Below are 22,953 nucleotides of genomic sequence, written 5' to 3'. Positions count from 1 at the left end.
TTACAAAACTGTTAGTTTAGAACCCAACTTTTCCTGCTAGAATTCATTTGAAATCAATTCAGGAGGCAAAGTTCATGACAAACGTTGTGGAAGTCAAAGAAGTTAAGAAAATTTATGGTAAAGCTCGTGAGGAACAAACGACTGCGCTTAAAGACGTCAGCTTTCAGGTTGAAAAGGGCGAGTTCATTGGAATTATGGGAGCCTCAGGATCTGGAAAGTCGACGTTATTAAACATTTTATCAACGCTTGATCGGCCAACTTCAGGTCAGGTGCAGATTAATGGTCATGACGTTACCAGTCTTAAAGGAAATGCGCTGGCAGACTTTCGGGCCCATCAGATAGGTTTTATTTTTCAAGATTTTAATCTTTTAGAAAACCTCACATCCGAAGAAAATATTGCATTACCGTTATCGTTACAAGGCGTGAGCCCACGTCAAATTAAGGCGATGGTTAAAATGATTGCTCAAAAATTATCAATCGAAGAAATTCTTCCGAAATATCCAACTGAAATCTCAGGCGGTCAGAAACAGCGAGTGGCCGCTGCACGGGCTCTTGTGACAAAGCCTGCAATTCTTTTTGGTGATGAACCAACAGGAGCACTTGATTCTAACAGTGCTCGGGAGTTATTAACCACAATGTCTAGTCTTAATATTCAAGATCAGATTTCGATTCTACTAGTTACGCACGATCCGTTTTCTGCGAGCTTTTGTAAAAGAATACTTTTCATTAAAGATGGCGTAATCTTTCGCGAGTTAAAGCGTAATCAACAAGATCGAGAATTGTTTTACCACCAGATTCTTGATGAACTCGGAACATTTAACGATTAGGGGGATAGGACATTGAGTTTTAAATTAGCAATAAGCGGCATCAAAAGCCGATTAAAAGATTATCTCGTTTTATTTTCCGGCTTAATGATCTCGGCAGCAATTTTTTACATGTTTCAATCGCTTGCTTCTAACCATGAATTTTTAAAATCAAACACTTCTCTGCAAATGATTGTCTTTATCTTTTATTTTGGAGCCGTCCTTCTAGGTATTATCACAGTAGTTTATATTAACTACGCGAATTCATTTCTCCTGGCAATGCGGCAAAAAGTATATGCAATGTATATGATGCTAGGAGCAAAATCACGCAAAATTGCGCAGCTGATTTTCCTTGAAACTTTAACGATCGGACTCTTTGCAGTTGCAGTGGGCATTATTTTAGGACTTGGTTTAACCCAAGTGGTTAGTAAAGTCTTGATTAATCAGATGGATTTGGCGGTGACCCATTTTACGCCGTGGAATCTTTCGGCAATCCTTGTGACGTTTGTTTTCTTCATGGTTGTGTTTGGATTAATGGCGCTGCGCAATGCCGGCAAATTAGTTCGCCTGCCAATTTTAAAATTATTGAACCAAGCAAAGACGCCAACACGGCTTAAGAAAAATAAAGTTTTGTGGTTTATTGAAGTAATTGCCGGAATCGGACTTTTGGCAATAGGCTACTGGTCGATGTTTGAATTGACGAAATTACAGTTAAAAGGGCTTGGGATCGCAATTATTACAATTGTTCTTGGCAGCTACTTTGTCTTTGATGCGCTGTTTTTAGCGATCATCCAAATTCTAAGAAACAATGATAAATTTAGATTAAAAGGTCTGCACATTTTTACCTTGGGGCAGCTAAGTTTTCGAGTTCGTGATTTAACCAGGCTTTTAGCAATGATCTCAATTTTATTTGCTCTTGCTTTAGGTGCAATTACGGTTGGGTTAAGTTTTCATCAAGAAGCAGACGATATGACCAACATGACTTCCCATTACGATTTAGTAATGCACGATCCGACGACAAAAGAACAAAAGCAGATCCGCAAATTGAATGTAACGGACACGAGCGTTTATCGTTATAAAGTTGTAGGCAATAAGGTTTATTGGAATGCCGATGATTTCAATCGTAAACCTTATTATGATGTTGAGCCTAATGGGACTTATCATCCGGTTAAGCATCCTCATGTTACTGGCGAAGAGATGCTTAAAAATCCAGACAGGTGGCTCCAAACCGTATCACTTTATTTACCAGCAAAATCAATGCAGGCTAAAGGGACATTTTTGACAGATGGAAAGTATCAGAAAATTAAAGGCAGTGAAACGAAACTCAGCCTTTACGTTTTCAAAGATTTTATGAAAGAAAAAAGTCAGTTAAAATCTTTAGTTGAATCAAATTCTAAAAAAATTCAGCTGCCCAATATGATTAATGATTCCACACAAAAGTATAACGTTTATCAAGTGTTTAACGGGATGTTTTCGGGATTTGAGTTTATGGGATTATTCTTAGGAATTGCATTTCTTGCAATGTTAGCTTCAATCTTGATGTTCAAAATCCTCTCCAGTGCGGCAAGTGACACTAAGCGTTATCAGATGTTAGACAAAATTGGTACTAGGAAGAAAGTGCTTCAGCGTTCAATTAAAGCAGAACTCGGTGTCCTCTTCCTCATGCCTGGAATTCTCGGAATCATTCATGTTCTGTTTGGACTTCAAATGTTTAAAGTAACCAAACTTTTGGAACGTCCATATGGGAATCTCCTAGTGCCGTTCACGATCTTTTTAGTGCTTTATGGGTTGTATTATTTGATCACGGAGCTGCTATATCGAGGTCTCGTCCTTCCTAAGAAATAATAGAGCTTTCGTCCAAATTATAAATAACGTTAAACCGTCTAAAATGAACGTTAAAAATTAAACCGATCGAACTGGCGATAATTGTGTTAATTTAAAGCTACAAGAAAGGAAAGAGGGACAAGATGAGTTTATTAACAGTTGAAAAGGTCACCCGATCTTACGGCAAAGGAGAGTCGAAGTTCGAAGCTTTAAAAGGCGTTAGCCTTGATATTGATAAAGGCGAATCAGTAGCCATTGTTGGCAAAAGTGGTTCCGGCAAATCGACTTTAATGCATATTATGGCTTTACTTGATCAGCCAACTAGTGGCGAGATTAAACTAAATGAACGATCAACTAAAGATATTCGAGCCAAAGAGCTTAATAGCATTCGCAATAAAACTTTTGGTTTTGTTTTCCAGCAGTTTTTCTTAAATGCCAAAGACACAGTTTTGGAAAATGTGATGTTGCCTTTAAAAATTAGCGGAATTACTGGGCGCAAGCGACAAGAAATGGCGCTAAAGGCAATTGATGCGGTCGGCTTAAGCGAGAAGAAAAATAATCGGGCAAGTGATTTATCAGGTGGTCAGAAGCAGCGGGTCTGTATTGCTAGAGCGCTGGTTAACAATCCTAATATTATTTTTGCAGATGAGCCAACGGGCAATTTAGATTCCCAAACCGGGGAAAAAATTGAAGATATTCTTTTTGACCTGCATCGAAATAAACAGATAACTTTAATTATCGTAACTCATGATGATGATTTGGCTGCTAAATGTGAGCGACAGATTCAAATCAGAGACGGTGAAGTTGTAAAGGAGCTGGCATAATGAAAATTTTTGATATTCTCCATTCGGCTAGTGCAAACCTTTGGCACAACAAGAGCCGGACAATTTTAACGGTGATTGCGATTATGATCGGGGCAATGACGATTGCTTTGACGGTTGGGGTCAATTCGGGAGTGAACGATTACGTCTCCAAGCAGGTGGCAAACGTTGGGGACAAGGGATTAGTGATGATTATCCCTTCTTCAAGCGCTGGGAGCAACGACAAAATTCAAAAATACGATCCTAATCGGGGTAACGCCAATGAACAAGAAAGTATTACGCCCAGCAAGATGAAGCGTTTAAAAGAAATGAGTGAATTGAAGAATGTTCAAGGAGTTCAAGATACAAGTATTGACTATATTCAGAGTTCTAATTCAGCTAAGTATGTTTTTCAAGCTTCTTCGCCAATTGGAATTAACGTTGACCTAAAAGCTGGGAGGCAAGCGGCTAAAAAAGGTCAGCAAAATGAAGTAGTGCTGGCAGGGGATTACGTTAAAGCACTTGGATTTAAATCTGCGAAACAAGCGATTGGTCAAAAGGTCAAAATCGCAGTTTCGTCAAAAGCTACTAATCGTCAATCGATCATCGACGCCAAAGTTGTTGGGGTAAGAAACGTTAGCATTGTTCAAGGGAACCAATCAATTATTAGTCAATCGCTAGCCGATCAAGTTTCTGAGCACAATCTGGCAGGATTACCGCAGAAGATGCAGCAAAATTATGTTGGTGCGACGGCTTTGATTAAAAATCCGACAGACGATAATATCGCAAAAGTCAAAAATAACCTTAAGAAGAAAGGCTATCAAGCGCAAACTTTTCAAGATCAGATTGGTCAGCTAAGGCAAGTGGTTAATGCGATTACGGGAGTTTTGATTTTGTTTGGGGCAATCGCCCTTTTAGCGGCAAGCTTTGGCGTAATCAACACACTTTATATGTCAGTTAGAGATCGGACAAGAGAGATTGGATTAATGAAGGCATTAGGTCTTGGTCGAGGCAAGGTGTTCTCAATCTTTAGCTGTGAATCGATTTTAATTGGTTTAATTGGTTCAATTCTCGGAATTATCGTTGCGATTCTTGTCGGCAGCGGACTAAATTCTGCAGCTTCCAATAGTTTTCTTAAAGGTTTACCAGGTTTTACCTTGATCAAATTTACGTTTCCTTCCATTTGTATGATTATAATTTTGATCATGTTTATTGCGTTCTTGGCGGGAACTTTACCAGCTCGTAGAGCATCGAAGCTGGATCCAATCACCGCTTTGCGTTATGAATAAATATATTTAAAAAAGGCATCGCTGCCTTTTTTTGTGTCTTTACTCAAACCCGTTGAGCGCAGAAAGTGGATCAATTGTTTTGATTTTGCGACTTAGAAAACTACTGGTTAAAAGCAGGAAAATAAAAATTAGAATAATCGAAATTGGAAAGCTGGTGATTTCAAGATTTGCCGGGAATGACACCTCGTCAGAAGCGATTGCATTACCCAAAATGTTATACATCAAAGGGCTGATTATTGAACCGATAATTGTGGAAAGAACTACTAAAATGGCGTTCTCACCGAAAATTAATTTGTCGATATCAAAGCTACTTAAACCTAAAACTTTCTCGGTTGCGATATCTCTTTTGCGCTCTGAAATATTAATTGAACTGATATTATAAATCACAGCGAAAAGTAGCATTGCTGCAATGATCACAATCATTAAAAGAATTGAATTAACCGAAGCTGAAGCATTGCGGTAATTTTCTGCTTGTTTATTTTTAGAGATCACATCTTTTACTAGCGGATTGTCATTTAGTTTCTTCGTCTCAGCGTTAATGTTTCGTGCTTTAATCAACTGACTTTGAATGGGAACAGTTAGATTTTTGGTGTTTAGATACTCGTAAGTGGTATAGAAACCCTGGCTGGTATAACTAGGATAGATACCTTGAACGACTGTTTTCAATTGTTTGTATTCATTGTTGAGAAATAGCTTAAGATTAACGCTGCTCCCTTTAGTTAGCCGAAGTTTTTGGGCTAATTTTTTTGAAACATAAACTCCTGGAAGGCTGGTAAATGGCAATGCTTTATTGCGGGCAGAAATTAAACGAATGGATTTGGAATTTTCGTTAATAATCTGGAGATGGGTATCGAGATCTTTAATTTTAGTTGGAACAACCGAATAATGATCGACAAAAGTCACTGAGGAATCATCTTGAATTTTTAAATTAACAGAATTTACGTTGGCGCTGAGGTCATAGTTTCTTTGGTCAATAAATTCTGACTTCTCAATTTGGTTTAAAGCAAACTTCAAGCCAAACGAGGAAATTAAGATTGTGACGCAAAAGGCGAGAGCAATCATGCTAAGGCCAAATTTTGCCTTGCCACTAGCGATATTGCGAACTAGTAATTTGGTTTTGAACGATAAGTTTTGCCAGATGGCGGGAATTTTTGTTAAAAAAATCCGAGCGTTGACTTTACTAACATCAGGGTGCATCGCATTTGCCGCAGTTTCATTTAATAATTTATTTGCATTTAACAATAAGGCGATTAATTCGACGAAAATAATTGTTATTAAAGATAAGAAAATAAATCCCGTCGGATTTGTAAATTTAATTTCTGGAAAATCAAAAAGAATTGCGAGAGCTGATTTGATGATTTGAGGGAAAATTGTAGTTCCAATAATAGATCCGATAATTGAACCGACGAGCGCCGTCAGAATTCCTGGCAAAAATAGATCCATTAAAATGATGTTTTTAGAAATCCCAAGCGTTTTAAAAATGGCAAGGTCAGTTTTCTTGTTTGCGACTATTTTAGAGTAGCTGATTAAAGTGATCGCAATAGTTAGGATCATGAAAACACCAGAAATCGCAATTGAAATATTTTTGATCGTTGTCAACTTACTTTGAATCATTTTATAACTCATGAGGTCGGTTCTTTTAATCACATAGGCATTTTGATTAATGTGATGAATTTGTTTCGTTAACTGATCTATTTCTGCATTATTGTTGATCTTTACCGTTAGTAAGTTGCTTGGAAGTCCAATCCGTTTAAAAGTTTGCTTTGGGACAATGGCAAATCCATATTTTTGATGATTAGGGACGGGTTCGGAGATATTCTCTGTCAGGTATAAATATTTGGGACTTTGAATTGTACCGGAAATCTTGGCTTTGATTTTAATCCCGTTGATGGTAAGCCGGATGTTGTCTCCCAGTTTGAGTTTGTTTTTGTTGAAGTATAAATGATCAATAGCAATTTCATTTTTCTTGGGATAACGCCCAGATTTAAAAGTAAGTTTGTTAATTTGATCTCTGGGTGAAGTTCCCTCAATTATTAATTTGTTGTCGTTAGTGGTTGCTTGATAACTATAATTTTGATTGCTTTCTTTAATTGATGATAAATTTTGAATTTTTTTTACTTGATTTGGAGATAAAACACCCGCAATTTCGAGATCTTCTAAACGGGCTTGATCATAGTAATCATTGAAAGAACGGGTTAAATCAATAGCCGATTTAGAAAATCCGATAAAGCAAGCAACTCCAATAGTGACAATAATAATTAACGAAATAAGTTGAGCACCATCTTCTTTGAATGCCTCACGGCGGAATTTTTTTAATAAATATTTCATTGCTCCACCTACCATTGCAAATCTTCGACTGGAACTTTGTGCCGATTTAGATAAACTTTTTCAATTTTGCCGTCTTTGACTTGAATCACTTTGTCAGCCATGTTTGCAAAGACTGAATTATGAGTAATAATAACGACAGTTTTTCTTTCATTTTGGTTGAAGTCAGCCAACAAGCGCAAAACCTCCTTACTGGTTTTGAAGTCTAGTGCGCCCGTGGGTTCATCGCATAATAGTAAGAGGGGATTCTTTGCGATAGCTCTGGCAATTGCAATGCGTTGCTGTTGACCGCCCGAAAGTTCATTTGGAAATGAATCGAATTTATTTTCTAAACCAATATTTCGTAATATTTTCCTTGGATTCAGCGGATTTTTTGCAAAACTACTTGAGAATTCGACGTTTTCCAGAGCGGTTAAGTTGGAAATCAAGTTATAAAATTGAAAAACAAATCCAATTTCATTTCTGCGATACTTTGAGAGTAGTTTCTCGGAATAACTACTGATGATTTTGTTGTTTACTTTGATTGTTCCTGATGAAGCAGTATCCATTCCGCCCAACAAGTTTAAGAGTGTGGTTTTACCAGCGCCACTGGCTCCCACGATCACAACCAACTCACCTTCATCAATATCGAAATTAAGATTGTTAGCTGCATATAATTTTGCGGTTCCACTTTGGTAAATTTTACAAACCGAGTGCATTTCAATTAAATGGTTTGTGGTCATGATGTTGTTTCCTCCTGTTCGATAAAAATACTGTCAACTAACAGATTGATCATAATTTGGACGGAATCGTCGTAATTCTTTCCGTAATCATTTTTGTTGAGGGCTGAAGAAAGAATGATCTGGTTAATGATCGTAATGTTTTCAGCTGAATAAACAGATTTTAGTTTTAAAATTTTCAAAATTTCACTTAAGTCAGTGAGATCTTTTTGCTGCAGTTGTTCTTTAGCTTCACTTCCGAGGCGACTAAAAACTCTTTCGTATTCAACATTTGACAAATGCTTAAGCCACGGATATTCGCTAATCGTTCTCACTAAATACATAATTAAATTCTTCAGCCGATCTTTAGGAGAACGTTGATCTTCCTGAGCAATTTTCATCGATTCGTTAATCATGTCATCTTGCAATTGATTGAAAACAGCGGCAAACAATTCATCTTTTGATTTGAAAAAGTGGTAAAAAGAACCTTTGGCGATTCCAACTTGATTTGCCAAATCTTCGACGCTGATGGCACTGAAACTTTTGGTATTTAGTTCGGTCACGAAGACCTTGACTAATCGCTCTTTCAAATCTTTTTTTTCTTGTTCGGTAAAACCTCGACTCATAATAACCTCCAATTTATTTTTTATGACTCAAAAATCTATTTTGGTCATAGGGTCACGAGAAGTGTAAAATAAATAGTTTGACTTGTCAAACTAAAATGCAGAGGAATTTTTAACTTAAAAATGACCTTTTTGGTTTAAGCTTTTCCGGCGCCGTTGCTAATTTATTAATAACCGGCCGTAAGAAATTTTCATTGACGAAAGAGTTCAACTGTTCGGAATTTCCGAACAGTTGCCTCCAGTGGAAAAACCTATAATATGACTAATTTATGATGTGAGATAAGAATTTGGCACTGCTTGAACTAAAAGCATAAGTTATTTTGTTTTAAGTTAACAATGAAGCCAGGGTTAAGTATAATCTTCGGATCTCACGAGAAGTAGGTGCCAGACTAACAAAGTCCTAGAATCTGTGAAAGTCAGATCTAGGACTTTTGTTGAGTGAGAGGTTGATAGTTTAAGGTTTGTTAAAAAAGCCCTTTTGATTTAAGTCCAATAAATTCGCTAAATAGATGTTAATAGTTTTTTGAATTTCTGGTGCCGTTGCTAATTTGTTAATCACTTTCGTTGGGCCAGCTGCAAGATCTATTACTTCGTAATTTTCATTGACGAAAGAGTTCAATTGCATTTGATCGATGAATTTAGGAAAGTCATGATTAAATTGGTCGAGCCAAATTTTGGTGGTGCCGTTTTCGTAAGCTTTCTGCATCGGCGTGGCAGAACCGTTGAAATGGCATTTCAAATCAAATAACAAATAGTCAAATCGATCTTTATAAATAGCGTAACGATAGGTGTTAATTGTTGGCGGGCGATGCCGCGGCCAAATGAAATGTAGATTTAGATTGCCACGAATTTGTTCATAATCTTGAATCCAATCATTGAAGTCGGGATGGTAATCCATTAACTGCTTTCTTCCGCATATCACATCTGCCGACAGACTAATGTTCTGGTCGACTAAGCAATATTTGCCAATCTGTAGGTGAAATTTTGCGCTCAGTTCTTGATACAAAGTGTTGTCCGTCCCGTCACAATCAAGGCACAGTTGATTGTAAAGAACCTCAATAAATTTTGGGTCATTTTGCTTTAGGTATTGGTAAAAGTCACTTTGATAAAAATTCTTGAGCCGTTCAATGTTGGAGCGATATTCTTTAATATTTCTCGCCCCGCACAAAATAAAGATAAATAACCACCGAACAGATCACGAAGATGACGATTTCAATTGTAGTTGCGAGGTCGACCTTGGTAACACTAAATTGAGCGGCACTCATTGCAATTAAATCTATTACAAAGTGGGCAAAGATGGGCAACAAGATATTATCAGACACTTGATAAAGAAGGCTAAAGAACATCCCGCAGATAAATGCAAAAACACATTGAATTCCAAGAGTATAGGCGAGGCTCTGTCCAGAAAGATTATTGAGGTGGGCGGCTGCGAAAATCAAAGAACTAACAACTGACGCCCAGAGAAATCCGTGACGCTGATTTTGGAAAATCCGGGTTAGCGGGACAAAAATAATTCCCCGAAATAGAATTTCTTCATAAATTCCCACGACAATCACGGTTACTAAAATTTGAAACGTGAAGTTAGAGAATAGTTGGTCGTGATTCGTAATTAAAGAAAGCAAAATAATTGCCAGCATGATTTCAATAGATTTTTTGGGTTCGGCAATCTTGTTGAAAATCGAAAGTTTCATAAAAAAACGTAAGAAAATAATAATGAAAATACTAATGCAAAGTTCTCTTATGTTTTGTTCATTTTGGGGGTCGGCTTTCAAAAGAACCTGAGCGATGAAGCCACCGCTGACCGAACCCAAAATATAGCTGATGATGATACTTAAGACACTTTTTCCGAGAATTACACAATTTTCTTTATTAAACATTTTTTCCTCCAATGTCAAAAATTATATCATAGGGGAGGTCGATCTCGCCCCTGAATTAGGCACAAACTTATTGACGATAATCAGCGGATTCTTAACGTTAAAAAAATTGTGCGCTTTTGTCCCAGAATTTTTGTATTATTTTTTGGGGCGAATATTCAAACCGTTAAATTAAGGAGCATTAAATCAATGATCAAATTTCTTGTATGGATAATATTTATTTTTTTATTTGGTTGGCAGATTCTCTCAGATCTTCAATTAGTAAAGGTAGTTCCCTTCATTGAAGCGAATCAGTTGATTTTTGTAGCTCTGTTTTTGTTGGTTAGATCAGAGATATGGAGGTTTGGCGATGATTATCACCGAAAAAAAGGTTTTTAAATTTTGTATGATCTCATTTTTTATTATAGATATTCCGTTTCTTGGTTATGGCTTCTTTACACATAAAAGTAGTTCAGAAATGATTCATGATCTCATGAATTTTGGATGTATTGTAACGTTGTATTTCTTTGTAAATAAAAGTTGGAAAAATTGATTTAGATAGGAGCGAAAATAAAAAAAATATCGGACGTTTTTAGAAAAAAAGAAGTAATGTTTATAATCGTTGCTTCGATATTGGTTGGTTTTATATGTGGAATCCTTACCGGATTAAATTACGTGAGTCGCTTAAAATAAAGAACCATCCGAACAGAGTGAAGATATTTCAAGCAAAATTGTTTTATTTATTGTTATGAGAGGGATCGATTTTGACTTCAGTAAGTTTGCTGACAAATTTTATAGATGATATGACTATTTGCTTTTTGATATTCTTTGTTACTAATTTTTTAAATAAAGACGCTAAAAGGCATGCTATTGTAGGTGATATGTTGGTGGCTATTGTTGTCGGGATCTTCGGACTGATGTTTCAAAGTCTTAACTTGATAATTTGGGTTCTCAGTAGCATCGTTTATCAAAAATTGAGGTATCATCAGCTAAATTACGAGTTTTTGAATCGGAGATTATTCGCAATCGTTCTCTCTTATTTATCGATAATGATATCTGATGGAATTGAAACTTTTGGTCGCTTCATGCTCAGAAAATATAACATCATTAATATATCTAATGATGTTGGTGCATATTTCTACATTATTTTATATATCATAATAACTGTTGTATCAGCTATTACTTTAAAAAGGTCAGAAATTTATAGTAATTTACAAGAAAAAATCGCAGATTTAGAAATAAGTAGCACCATTTTTAGAATCTTGTTCTTCTTAGTGATTTCATTTGTGACGATTTTACTAATTAGTCAGATAGCTCGGATAACTGCTGTAATTCAAATCCCCTTAATTTTGATTTTTTCCATTTTCATCGGATTAACCCTAATTGAGCTGTTTACTTATATTAAATCCTATAGCTATAAGCGAGATGCTGAAATGCAAGTTGTTCAAAATCAGCAATTGAAGGATTACCTTAATAGTATCGAACAGCAGTACCAGGATATTCGGCGTTTTAAGCACGATTATAATAATATGCTTCTTGCGTTGGAAGAGTTTACTAAAAAAGATAATCAAAAGCAGTTTCAAGAATACTATCAAGAATTGGTGAAAGAAAAACCAATTAAAGATGATCTCCAAAAGCTCACAATTAGTCACATCGATAATCTGCAAAATGAACCACTTAAAGGTTTAATTATCCAAAAATTTTTTACCGCGCAAAAAACGGGAGTTGATCTGCAAATTGAGATCGATGACCCAATAAAGATCAACAATACCGATATCTTACCAATCGTGAGAATTTTGGGTATTTTACTTGATAATGCCATTGAACATTTTGTTGAAAAAAAAGAAAAGGAAGTTTAATGTGCGTTTATTAAGTCGTCAGACCTAATTGAAGTCACAGTTTCCAATCGGGCACCAAACCTGAAAAACATCGATCAACTCTTTCAAAATGGGTATACAACAAAAGCTCATCATCTCGGTTTTGGCTTAGCTAATGTTAAAGAACTGGTTAATAAAAATAAATCACTACTTTTAGAAAATTCCTTAGATGAGGGGATTTTAAAAATCACATTAATAATTATGACAGGAGAATAATGAATGTATCCAGTTTACATTTTAGAAGATAACCTCGAACAAAGAGAAGCCTATGTAACTGCAGTTAAAAATTCTATTATGATTAATGATTTGTCGATGGAATTGATTTGTGCAACTGATAATCCTGCTACTTTAATTTCCTCTATTAAACAAGACCACCAAGGATTATTTTTCTTGGATATGGAAATTAATGGAGTGAAAGTTGGGGGCTTACAAACGGCAGTTAATATCCGCAATAAGATTCCTGGCGCTCACATCGTTTTTATAACTACTCATGAAGAACTTTCACTTCTGACTTTAGAGCGAAAAGTTGCGCCGCTCGACTACATTTCAAAGAGTCATGGGCTTGATTATATTAAACAAAGCATCATGGCTGATATGTTAAAAGTTGAACAGTTAATTAAATCTGAGAAATACAAAAAAGAAAATATTTTCACTTATCGGATTGGTAATCACTTTTTTTCTGTTCCGTTGTCCGAACTAGTTTATTTAACGACTTCCAATTCTGGTCGGGTAACAGTTCGGACTTTAACGAAAGATGCCGAATTTTTCGGAAATTTAAATGAGCTATCTCAGAAATATCCGATGCTGTACCGTTGCGATAAAAGTTACTTAGTCAATTTAGATTTATTAGAAAGTTTTGATAACTCCAATCGCGAGTTACATTTTAGAGGTGGCAGTGTTGCATATGCTTCTTTTAGAAAGGCACGCGAGTTGGCAAAAATTTTAAAATAGGAGAATATAAATGAAAAATGCATCTACGACCAAAAACAAAAAATTAAAGCAATTAGTATTTCCCCTACTATTTGGGGTTGTATTACCGCAATTAACGGCTGCAACGATAGTAAATTTTTCGAATTTTAAATATTCATTGCCAGTTTTGTACGTTTTGTCGGCATTGTTCTTGTTAGGAACCGTGAAGTATTGTCTGAGTAACGGATATCTATCGCATTTTTCTTTGAAAAAAGTTTTTAAAGGAATTATGGGAGGAGTTCTAATGTTAGGCTTTGGTCTAGTGTTTAGTTTATTAGCTTCTAAAGTTGGGGTTGACGCTCCAGATGGACTAGCAGATATTTATAAACATATGAATATAATGTTTTTATTCTTGACCCTTTTTGGTCCCATTTGGGAAGAAGTAATATTCAGAGGCATTATTAATGACCGTTTTTTTGGTAACTCGCCATTCGGAATTGTCATTTCTTCCATTTTATTTTCATTGTATCACGGAATTTTTTCTTTATTTCTTGTTTTGTATTTCGGAGCGGGGGTAATATTTAGTCTCGCAAATCGAAATGAAGATGATATCACAGCCTCGATTGTTGCCCATATTTTTTATAACACCGGAATTGTAGTGCTAGGTCTAGTAATGGGCGGTTGATTGATGAAAACAAAAAGTGAAAGAAATACCGGTATTATATTTTCAATTGGGTTTGGTGTTATTTTGCCTCAAATGATTTTACCACTTGTAGAAAGTTTAAAAATCAATTTACTGACCCCTCTCTGGTACATTTTTATAGTACTGTTTTCTATAAAAACATATAGTTATTGCAAACAAAATGAATACATCAAGATATCAAAAAGAAAAATTGCATTTGGATTTTTGTTGGGGATATTTTTAATTGGATTAGAATGGATCTTTTTGTCGATTTTTCCTAACACTTCAGGATCAACAGTTAATTTACATATGTTGTATTTAGAATTTCCTTTAATGTGCTTTCTGGGTCCGATTTGGGAGGAAATAATTTTCAGAGGCATTTTAATTGAGAAAATTCCAGGCAATTCATTTGTAAAAATTTTAATTACTTCGATTTTGTTCAGTTTGTTTCATGGCTATATGTCAATTGTGCTTTTATTTTATTTTATCGTAGGAGTGTTTTTTGGTTTGGCAAACCGGAATGAGAATGATTTGTCCACCTCAATAATTGCTCATATAGTTGTGAACACTGTAGTAGTTATTATAAATTTGATTATCTAAACACCATTATAAAATTTTTAAGTCTGCTGCTGTGTAGTTTGATTAACATCTTACATATAAGCTTGGTATTTCAAACGTATAGATCGGTTATAGTATTGATACCGAATTTTTATTCGAATCAGCGAGTTCTCTTTACCATTATTAGTTCTATGCAAATGCAGATAAGCCCTTAAGCAATTTCATAAGTTACGTTAAAAAGCATAAAATGTACGTTAAATATAATTTGGTTTATTGCGGGATTTGGCTGTTAAAATCATTTTCATAAACAAATTAATCCCTGACCAAGGGAAAAAGGAGAAAATCAAAATGTTAAAAAAGCTCACAGAACAACAGTTAGAAGAAATTAAAGGTGGAAAAACTTTTACGCAATTAACTTGGTTTAGAGACCGTAAAAGTGGAAAATATTGGTGGTGGTTTTAAGTGAAAACATTTTAAATGATTTAATTATGATAGTTATTGGGAGGCGATAAAGCTTTGACAACAATAAGTGTTCAGACCAATTTTATAGATAATATAGCTTTTGCTTATTTAATGATCTGGTTAACTCAATTTTTAAAGGAAAACTTAAAAAAGAGGGATTTTATAAATGATATCCTGGGCGCACTTATTGTTGGAGGGTTGGGTTTTATTTTTCGAAGCTTTAATCTGGTAGTCTGGGTTTTTAGTACTTTGATTTATCAAAAGTTAAGGTATCATCAGTTGGATTATGAATTTTTAAATCGACGATTATTTGCCATTATTCTTTCAAGTGTATCAGTAATGATCTCTGATGGCGTGGAATCTATTATTCGCATGCTGATTACAAAATATGACATCATTAAAATATCGAATGATTTTGGTACCTACGTCTACATTATCCTATATATCTTGATCGCAGTAGTATTTGTTATTTTACTTAAACGGACAGGTATTTACAAAGATATTGAACAAAAAATTATGGATTTAGAAATAAGCCGCACCATTTTTAGAATCTTATTCTTTTTAGTGATTTCAATTGTAACAATTTTACTAATCAGTCAGATAGCCCAGATAACCGCCTTGATTCAAGTTCCACTTACCATGATATTTTTCATTTTCATCGGGTTAACCTTAATTGAGTTGTTTGCCTTTATTAAATCTTATAGTTATAAGAAAGACGCTGAAACTCAGATTGTTCAAAATCAGCAATTAAAGGAATATCTCAATAATATCGAGCAGCAGTACCAGGATATCCGACGTTTTAAGCACGATTACAATAATATGCTTCTTGCGTTGGAAGAGTTCACCAAAAAAGATAATCAAAAGCAATTTAAAGAATACTATCAAGAATTGGTGAAAGAAAAACCAGTTAATGATGATGTTCAAAGACTTTCGATTAGTCATATTGATAGTCTACAAAATGAACCGCTCAAAGGTTTAATTATCCAAAAATTCTTTGCTGCACAAAGAGTGGGAGTTGATCTACAAATTGAAATTGATGATCAAATAAATATCATGAATACTGATATTTTGCCAATAGTTAGAATTTTAGGAATTTTACTTGATAACGCCATTGAGCATTCTGCTGAAGAAAAAGAAAAGGAAGTTGAATGTGCGTTTATTAAGTCGTCGGACTTAATTGAAGTCATGGTTTCCAATCGGGCACCAAACCTGAAAAACATCGATCAACTCTTTCAAAATGGATATACAACTAAGGTTAATCATACCGGTTTTGGCTTAGCTAACGTTAAAGAACTTCTTGATAAAAATAAATCATTACTTTTAGAAAATTCCTTAAATGAAGGGATTTTAAAAATCACATTAATAATTATGACAGGAGAATAATGAATGTATCCAGTTTACATTTTAGAAGATAACTTGGGTTTTCCGCTGAAAAAAGTTTTTAGATGAGTTATGTGTAGAGTTCTGACCTTTGGTTTTGGTCTAATTTTAGCTTCTTATTTTGTATTTCATGGTGGGTGTAATATTTAGTCTTACAAATCGTAATGAATATAACATGACAGCCTCAACTCTTGCCCATGTTTTTATAATACCGAAACTGTAGTGTTTAGTTTTATACTGTAAGCTTTTCTATTAAACATTACTCGTTTGAATATTGTTTAACGTAGTCGAGAACTTCTAACATATTCTTTGCACACACATCTGCATTAGATTGGTCTATCTTCATCCGGGTCTCTTGATACGCAATAGTCTTAATTCCTGCATTTTTAGCAGCAGTGATGCCGTAATAAGAATCTTCTACTGTGAGACATTCGTCAGCAGCAAGGTTTAATTCGTTTAATGTTTTTAAATAAATCTCAGGGTTAGGTTTACTTTGCTGTAAAGCTTCCCCACTGTTGATCACATCGAAGTAATCTTTTATTTGACAAGCTTCTAAAACTTCTAAAATATGTTGTCGAGTTGATGAAGATGCAACTGCTAACGATAATTTATGCTCTTTAGCGTAGTCTAAAATAAATAAGATATCTTTTCGAAATAAGCTTTGATAGTCAATATTCTTGTATTGCTTTTCAGAGAAGCGATCAAATTCACGTTCAACTTCTTTAATTGACAATTTGTCGTCCAAAAATTTTTGCAATAAGCGATATAAATCTTCGTAAGATTTTCCAACCAATTGTAAGAAATCTTTATCAGAAAAATTATGATTTGGATTGAACTCAGCGATAAATGCTTTTTGAATTTGAAAATCATGATATTCGGTATCTACGATAACTCCGTCCATGTCAAATATTATTCCTTTTAAATTAATGACCTCATCCTCCTCATAACAAAGAAACCGATTTCAAAAATAGTTAAGTTCAGAATAACATAATAGACAAAGTTAAAAAAGATAATCAGCGAACTATAAGAATAACAAATGACTCTATGTATTCTTAGACTATTATTCATGGGTTAAACATGTAAGTTTCAAACAAAAAGAGAAGCACCTATTAGCTTCTCTTTAATGAGACTAAACCATTTTTAAGCAAGTGTTTTAATCTCGACTCAAAAAAATAAAATTCATAAACATAAACTGTAATATATAAATATACTCCTGTTCGTTTAATTGTCCCAATATTTTGGATTTCTTCCACCTTGGTCCGTAACATGTAACATCAAAAGTAAATATTTGACTTGTGTTAACTTTACTTCCTGGAATTAGAATGGATTAATCGTTACTTAAATCACTCTATTTGAATGAGACGATTTTTACCAATCCATCAGGATCCTTATTCTTTAACCCTTGTTTTGTTTCTGTTTATACATGTGACGGATGGAATCTTTCAAATCTTCTATCCACTGCCAATTGTATAATTTGTTTTAAAACATGGTCATCGTAATGAGAAAATTAAAAAATAAATATAAAGGGTTTACATTCCTTTTAAAAAAACATATAATTCGTTTGTTAATTAAAACGTTTCATTTTTAAATTTTCCTTTAAAATTAATAATGATAGCGTTTTAAAATATAATAAGTGAAACGTTTTAAGGAGGAAATATGTCTGTTGTTTTAGCAAGGATAGATCAGAGATTAATTCATGGGATAACGGTTAATCAGTGGAATCGGGTCTTACATCCAAAAAGATTTATGGTTGTTGACGATCTTATTAGTCAAGATGAAATGGTTAAATCTAGTATGAGGATGAGCAAACCGGCGGGTACAGGAATGTCAATTATTGATTGTGAAACAGCTATTAATAATTTTAAAAGCGGAAAATACGATTCTCATTCAGTATTTTTAATTTGTAAGGAACCTATTACGATTTTAAGACTAATTCAAGGTGGTGTAGAAATTCCTGAAGTAAATGTAGGTGCTTTATTTGAAGAAGAAGGAAGAGTTCCTTTTACTAAAAGAGTAGCGTTAAACGAAGAAGAGATTAAAGATTTGAAACAAATCAGTGCAGCAGGAATTCCAGTTTTTTTCCAATATACTCCAGATGATGATGAACGAATAAGTTTTGAAGATGTTCTTAAAAAGAAAGGTGAAAAATAATGCCTACATTCTTACAAAATATACTCATAATTATGTTAGCTGCCTATATGGCTTGGGATAACGGGACAGGTAATCAAATTACTGGAAATTGGCCAGTAATTATTGGATTACTAGTTGGTTTAATCATGGGAGACATGGGAACAGGGTTGTCAATTGGTGGAACCCTGCAGCTAATGTCATTAGGTGTCGCAGCAATCGGAGGATCTTCGATTCCTGAATATGGAGTTGCTACTATTGTAAGTGTCTTTTTAGCAATAAGAACCGGGGCGAGCACAGGAACGGCTATAGCAGTCGGTCTACCAGTTGGAATGTTAACAATGCAATTAGATATTATTGTAAAAATTGTTAATAATTTCTTTGCTCATTGGTCTCAAAGAATGTTGCATGAAAAGAAATTTGACAAAATGGATCCCATTTTTTATTTGACAGTTGCTTGTTGGATGCTTAAATATGTGATTCCAATTATGCTGGTAGTTTTATTTGGAACGCCAATCGTTAAAATGATTTTGCATGTTATTCCAGCATGGTTTACAAATGGGTTAACTATAGCTGGTGGAATGCTGCCAGTTGTTGGTATTGGTATGTTATTAAGATTTATGCCAGTAAAGAAATACCTCACATACTTAATTTTAGGTTTTGTTGCAGCAGCGTATGTTAAAATTCCGATTTTAGGCATTGCATTAATTGGTGGTGCAGCGGCTTATGCCATTTATAAAAATAATTCTCAAAATTTAGTTAAATCAGATTTACAGCAAGAAGTTGAAGGAGATGATTTTGATGAGTAAAGATACGACAGTTAATCCTACAGAAACAAATAAGTTAACGGTAAAAGAACGTAAAAACATGTTTCATCGATGGATCTTTTTTTCTGGATTAGGATATAATTTCGAAACCCAGCAAGCTCCTTCAGTTGCTTTTTCTATGCGTAAAGCTTTGAGAAAAATTTATCCGAACGACGATGATTATATTAAATCAATGGATAATCAGTATAAATATTTTAATGTAACTCCTCAGATGGGAAATATAATTTTAGGAGCAAGTCTGGCAATGGAGGAAAAAGATGGTATTAAGTCTTTAAATGCAGTTCAGGCGTTAAAAACTTCTTTAATGGGTCCATTTTCTGGTGTAGGAGATTCTGTTTTTTGGATTTTATTACCAACGATAATGGGATCAATTGCTGGATATATGGCACTACAAAAGAATGCCATTGGTGCCATAATCTGGATGTTGATTTATGTAGCGTTATATTGGGTTAAGATGTGGCTGTTTAATATTGGATATACATCTGGAACCAAGTTAGTAACAACGTTAGGAGCAAAAATTAACATATTTACTGATGCAATTTCAGTAATGGGTTTAATGGTAGTTGGTTCGTTAATTTCTACTGTAGTTAAAGTATATGTCCCATTAAAATTCCAAACGGGTAAAGTTGCATTGTCATTACAAACAGGCGTTTTAGACAAAATTATGCCTGGTTTATTGCCAGTGTGCATTGCTTGGGCAGTTTATTATCTGTTGGGTAAAAAATCATGGACGCCAACAAAAATAATTTTGCTAATTATTGCAGTTTGTTTATTAGGATCTTTAACAGGCGTTTTAGGAATCGCTAAATAAAAGGAGAATATTATATGAAACGTCATTACGTTATTGCTTCACATACAAAATTAGCAGCAGGAATGGCAGATACATTAAAATTTTTTGTTACAAAAGATATAGATTTAATTGTTTTAACCGCTTATGTAGATAATAAACCAATTGATGCTCAGGTTAAAAATATTTTTTCTAATATTTCAGCTGAAGATGAGATAATTATTCTAACTGATATTATGGGAGGATCGGTTAATCAACAATTCTTTTCTTATATTTATCGTCCGCATACCCATGTTATTTCTGGAGTTAATTTACCGTTGGTGATGGCAATTGTGATGGAACCGACTGATGATTATTTAATTCCTGAGAGAATACGCCAAATTATTGATGAGGCTAAGCAACAACTCGTTTACGTTAATGATAGGGCTCAAGAAAATGCGGGTGATGAGGATGAATGATTGGAAGAAAAGAGGAATAATATACGAAATTTATCCACAAAGTTTTAAAGATACAAATGGTGATGGAATTGGTGATCTTAAAGGGATAATTGAAAAGTTACCATATATTAAAAAGTTGGGTGCTAACATCGTCTGGTTAACACCGATCTACCAATCTCCATTGATTGATAATGGTTACGATATAAGCGATTATACAAAAATTAATCCAATTTATGGAACGATGGATGATTTTAACCGTTTAATTGAATTATGCCATGAGAAAGAAATTAAATTAGTAATGGACTTGGTAGTTAACCATACCTCAGATCAAGCTAAATGGTTTCAAGAGTCCAAAAAAAGCCGTAACAATAAATATAGTGATTACTATATTTGGCGTGATCCAAAAAGTGATGGTTCTGCCCCTAGTAATTTAGGATCAGCGTTTGGTGGCTCTGCATGGGAATATGTCAAAGAAAGGGGACAATACTACTTACATTTATTTGCAAAAAAACAGCCTGATTTAAATTGGGAATCTACAGAAATGCGCCAATCTTTGTATGATATGATGAAATTTTGGCTGGATAAGGGTGTAGATGGATTTAGATTAGATTCGATTAGTTTAATTTCTAAGCCAAATGTATTTGATGACGTACCTATTGAAGATAACAAAAATTATGGAGCTTATTATTATGGTTCATCGAACGGTACGTCTTTGCATGAATATTTACAAGAAATGAATAGAGAAGTTTTTAGCAAGTATGATGTTATAACGATTGGCGAAACACCACATACGACTCCAAAACAGGCTCAAAAATATATAAATTTGGAAAAGCCAGAATTAGATATGGTTTTACAATTTGAACATATGCACGTAGATTATGGAGAATATGGTCGTTATTCAGATTTAAGGTTTAAGTTAAGTGATCTCAGAAATTCTTTAGTCAAATGGCAAAATTCTTTAACTTGGAATACTAATTATTTAGGTAATCATGATCAGCCACGTTTGGTATCAAGATTTGGTGATGATGATAAATATCGGATAGAATCGGCTAAAATGCTGGCAATGATAACAATGCTTCAAAAAGGAACTCCGATGATTTTTCAAGGCGATGAAATTGGAATGACTAATGTGGCTTTTGAGAGTTTAAATCAGTTTAAAGATATTGAAGCATACAATACGTATGAATTTTTAGTTAAAAAAGGACTAAATAAGGATATTGCTTTAAAAATTGTAAAAAATAAATCTAGAGATAATTCTCGAACTCCCATGCAGTGGAATAATGAAAAAAACGCTGGTTTTTCTACGGCTAATCCATGGATTAAGATTAACAATAATTATGATAAAATTAATGTCAATGAGACATTACGTGATGAGGATTCGATTTACTCTTTTTATCAAAAACTTATAAAGATAAGAACTAAATTAAAAGTAGCAATTGATGGAGATTTTAATTTAATATCCGCTGATGACTCATCAGTATTTGCTTATACCAGAATTCTAAAAGATAGACAGATGTTGGTTATCGGATCTTTTTCTAATAAGAAAGTCAAATTTGAGATACCAAACAACATTAGAAATAAAGAGAGTAAGAGAATTTTATCTAACTATGACGATTCTCCGCAAAATCTATCTGACATTATATATTTGCGACCATATGAAGGGATAGTATTTGATAATGGTTAATATGAAAGATGTTGCTAAAGAAGCGGGTGTTTCTTTAGGAACAGTTTCTAACTATTTAAATCAAAAAAAATTAAAACCAGAAACCGAAAAAAGAATAAAAAAGGCAATTAAAAAACTCCATTATGTGAGAAATAATGCTGCTCGGGATTTAAGAAAAAATAATTCTAGTTATGTAGTTTTTGTTCTTCCAACTGTATGGACTCCCTTTTTTTCTGAATTAACTTTTTGGATTCAAAAAGATCTTGATCAAATTGGATATAAAACTATACTCTGTTTGTCTGAGAATCAGTACGAACAGGAAAAAGGTTTTGTTGATATGGCAGAAGAGCAGAGAGTTGCAGGTATAATATCTGTTTCATATTCCAATATTACTAGTCATGTTCATTCAGGCATTCCACTTGTTTCAATTGAGAAGGAGGATACGGGACTGTTTTCGCTAATTTCTTCGGATAATTATTCAGGCGGTGAATTAGCTGCATCTGAATTAAAGAAACGTGGAGCATCCAAATATTTCTTTGTGGGTTCTGATAATGAATCATTAAAAGCGATGACCGCACGAAAGTCTGGTTTTGTTGATTTTTGTAATAGAAATCATCTTGAATACTTATTATATAAAATTTCCTCAACTAGTAACGAGCCAAAATTTAACGATCAACTATCTAATGTTACAAAAAAATTAATCGATTATAGTAAAACTTGTGATAATTTGGGAGTATTTGCTTATACGGATGAGGTAGCATTTAAGTTGTATCTAAAGATTTTGGATCAAGGAATTAAAGTTCCAGATAAAATTCAAATTATAGGATTTGATGGTTGGAAGTTATCAAAAGATCAATCATTAGACTTATCATCCATTAGACAACCAATTAAAGATATTGCAAAGAATGCTGTGAGAGAGTTAGATTCTCAAATTAAAGGGAAATCATTTGATAAAACTCCACGGATTATGCTGCCGGTATCTTTTTACTCTGGAAAGACTACTCGAGAAGTCGATTAAAAGTTTATATA

General features: G+C 34.1%; 21 protein-coding genes. 15 read left to right on the top strand and 6 right to left on the bottom strand.

Translation table 11 applies throughout. From position 1 onward, the window contains the following. Positions 1-74 precede the first annotated feature (74 nt). From R8749_RS08220 to R8749_RS08205, 4 genes are all read left to right on the top strand, one after another. On the top strand, positions 75-827 hold the full coding sequence (locus R8749_RS08220; RefSeq protein ID WP_317695838.1) for an ABC transporter ATP-binding protein: 753 nt from the start codon (positions 75-77) through the stop codon (positions 825-827). Between the two features lie 12 nt (positions 828-839). After that, positions 840-2,648 carry an FtsX-like permease family protein gene (locus tag R8749_RS08215; protein WP_317695836.1) on the top strand — a complete coding sequence of 603 codons (1,809 nt, stop codon included), beginning with the start codon at positions 840-842 and terminating at the stop codon, positions 2,646-2,648. A 122-nt stretch (positions 2,649-2,770) separates the two neighbouring features. Then, positions 2,771-3,451: an ABC transporter ATP-binding protein gene (locus R8749_RS08210; RefSeq protein ID WP_317695834.1), complete on the top strand. Its 681-nt coding sequence runs from the start codon at positions 2,771-2,773 to the stop codon at positions 3,449-3,451. Further along, on the top strand, positions 3,451-4,716 hold the full coding sequence (locus tag R8749_RS08205) for an ABC transporter permease (protein WP_317695832.1): 1,266 nt from the start codon (positions 3,451-3,453) through the stop codon (positions 4,714-4,716). Before R8749_RS08210 ends, R8749_RS08205 begins: the two co-directional genes overlap by 1 nt. 39 nt (positions 4,717-4,755) lie before the next feature. Here R8749_RS08205 and R8749_RS08200 read toward each other — a convergent pair whose 3' ends face one another. The 5 genes from R8749_RS08200 to R8749_RS08180 all read right to left on the bottom strand — a co-directional run bounded on the left by R8749_RS08200 (position 4,756) and on the right by R8749_RS08180 (position 10,239). Then, on the bottom strand, positions 4,756-7,044 hold the full coding sequence (locus tag R8749_RS08200) for an ABC transporter permease (protein WP_317695830.1): 2,289 nt from the start codon (positions 7,042-7,044) through the stop codon (positions 4,756-4,758). 8 nt (positions 7,045-7,052) lie between these two features. After that, complete coding sequence (locus R8749_RS08195; RefSeq protein ID WP_317695828.1) at positions 7,053-7,763, bottom strand: ABC transporter ATP-binding protein; 711 nt, start codon at positions 7,761-7,763, stop codon at positions 7,053-7,055. Next, positions 7,760-8,365, bottom strand: a complete 606-nt coding sequence (locus R8749_RS08190) for a TetR/AcrR family transcriptional regulator (protein ID WP_317695826.1) — start codon at positions 8,363-8,365, stop codon at positions 7,760-7,762. Before R8749_RS08190 ends, R8749_RS08195 begins: the two co-directional genes overlap by 4 nt. A gap of 451 nt (positions 8,366-8,816) precedes the next feature. Further along, complete coding sequence (locus R8749_RS08185; RefSeq protein WP_317695824.1) at positions 8,817-9,368, bottom strand: DUF6994 family protein; 552 nt, start codon at positions 9,366-9,368, stop codon at positions 8,817-8,819. Between the two features lie 139 nt (positions 9,369-9,507). Further along, complete coding sequence (locus R8749_RS08180) at positions 9,508-10,239, bottom strand: CPBP family intramembrane glutamic endopeptidase (protein WP_317695822.1); 732 nt, start codon at positions 10,237-10,239, stop codon at positions 9,508-9,510. Positions 10,240-10,979: 740 nt separating this feature from the next. Between R8749_RS08180 and R8749_RS08175 the strand changes: the two genes are divergently transcribed. The 5 genes from R8749_RS08175 (at position 10,980) to R8749_RS08155 (ending at position 16,086) form a co-directional block, all read left to right on the top strand. Beyond that, positions 10,980-12,074 (top strand): sensor histidine kinase, encoded by a 1,095-nt coding sequence (locus tag R8749_RS08175; protein ID WP_317695820.1) that lies wholly within the window; start codon positions 10,980-10,982, stop codon positions 12,072-12,074. A gap of 237 nt (positions 12,075-12,311) precedes the next feature. Beyond that, positions 12,312-13,043 carry a response regulator transcription factor gene (locus R8749_RS08170; RefSeq protein ID WP_317695818.1) on the top strand — a complete coding sequence of 244 codons (732 nt, stop codon included), beginning with the start codon at positions 12,312-12,314 and terminating at the stop codon, positions 13,041-13,043. A gap of 10 nt (positions 13,044-13,053) precedes the next feature. Then, on the top strand, positions 13,054-13,686 hold the full coding sequence (locus R8749_RS08165; protein ID WP_317695816.1) for a CPBP family intramembrane glutamic endopeptidase: 633 nt from the start codon (positions 13,054-13,056) through the stop codon (positions 13,684-13,686). Between the two features lie 3 nt (positions 13,687-13,689). Next, the gene (locus tag R8749_RS08160) at positions 13,690-14,283 is read left to right on the top strand and encodes a CPBP family intramembrane glutamic endopeptidase (protein ID WP_317695814.1); all 594 of its coding nucleotides are present in this window, start codon (positions 13,690-13,692) and stop codon (positions 14,281-14,283) included. Between the two features lie 474 nt (positions 14,284-14,757). Continuing rightward, complete coding sequence (locus R8749_RS08155; protein ID WP_317695812.1) at positions 14,758-16,086, top strand: sensor histidine kinase; 1,329 nt, start codon at positions 14,758-14,760, stop codon at positions 16,084-16,086. Positions 16,087-16,342: 256 nt separating this feature from the next. On the opposite strand, the gene R8749_RS08150 is transcribed toward R8749_RS08155, so the two are convergent. Then, positions 16,343-16,996, bottom strand: coding sequence for an HAD family hydrolase (locus R8749_RS08150; RefSeq protein WP_317698545.1), 654 nt, complete (start codon positions 16,994-16,996; stop codon positions 16,343-16,345). 743 nt (positions 16,997-17,739) lie between these two features. Here R8749_RS08150 and R8749_RS08145 point away from each other — a divergent pair. The 6 genes from R8749_RS08145 to R8749_RS08120 are packed head-to-tail and all read left to right on the top strand — an operon-like array spanning position 17,740 to position 22,942. Beyond that, on the top strand, positions 17,740-18,234 hold the full coding sequence (locus R8749_RS08145; RefSeq protein WP_317695810.1) for a PTS sugar transporter subunit IIB: 495 nt from the start codon (positions 17,740-17,742) through the stop codon (positions 18,232-18,234). Beyond that, a complete protein-coding gene (locus R8749_RS08140) occupies positions 18,234-19,019 on the top strand; it encodes a PTS mannose/fructose/sorbose/N-acetylgalactosamine transporter subunit IIC (protein WP_317695808.1) in 786 nt (261 codons plus the stop codon). The genes R8749_RS08145 and R8749_RS08140 overlap by 1 nt, the downstream gene beginning before the upstream one ends. Further along, complete coding sequence (locus R8749_RS08135) at positions 19,012-19,848, top strand: PTS system mannose/fructose/sorbose family transporter subunit IID (RefSeq protein WP_317695806.1); 837 nt, start codon at positions 19,012-19,014, stop codon at positions 19,846-19,848. The genes R8749_RS08140 and R8749_RS08135 overlap by 8 nt, the downstream gene beginning before the upstream one ends. A 14-nt stretch (positions 19,849-19,862) precedes the next feature. Beyond that, positions 19,863-20,282: a PTS sugar transporter subunit IIA gene (locus tag R8749_RS08130; RefSeq protein WP_317695804.1), complete on the top strand. Its 420-nt coding sequence runs from the start codon at positions 19,863-19,865 to the stop codon at positions 20,280-20,282. Then, on the top strand, positions 20,275-21,945 hold the full coding sequence (locus tag R8749_RS08125; RefSeq protein ID WP_317695802.1) for a glycoside hydrolase family 13 protein: 1,671 nt from the start codon (positions 20,275-20,277) through the stop codon (positions 21,943-21,945). The genes R8749_RS08130 and R8749_RS08125 overlap by 8 nt, the downstream gene beginning before the upstream one ends. Then, the gene (locus R8749_RS08120; RefSeq protein WP_317695801.1) at positions 21,938-22,942 is read left to right on the top strand and encodes a LacI family DNA-binding transcriptional regulator; all 1,005 of its coding nucleotides are present in this window, start codon (positions 21,938-21,940) and stop codon (positions 22,940-22,942) included. Before R8749_RS08125 ends, R8749_RS08120 begins: the two co-directional genes overlap by 8 nt. The last annotated feature ends 11 nt before the right edge of the window (positions 22,943-22,953 follow it).

It is taken from the genome of Xylocopilactobacillus apis, from assembly GCF_033095965.1.
Classification (GTDB): domain Bacteria; phylum Bacillota; class Bacilli; order Lactobacillales; family Lactobacillaceae; genus Xylocopilactobacillus; species Xylocopilactobacillus apis.
Note: the sequence above shows the minus strand (reverse complement) of the source record. Positions and strands in the feature narration are given on the sequence as shown.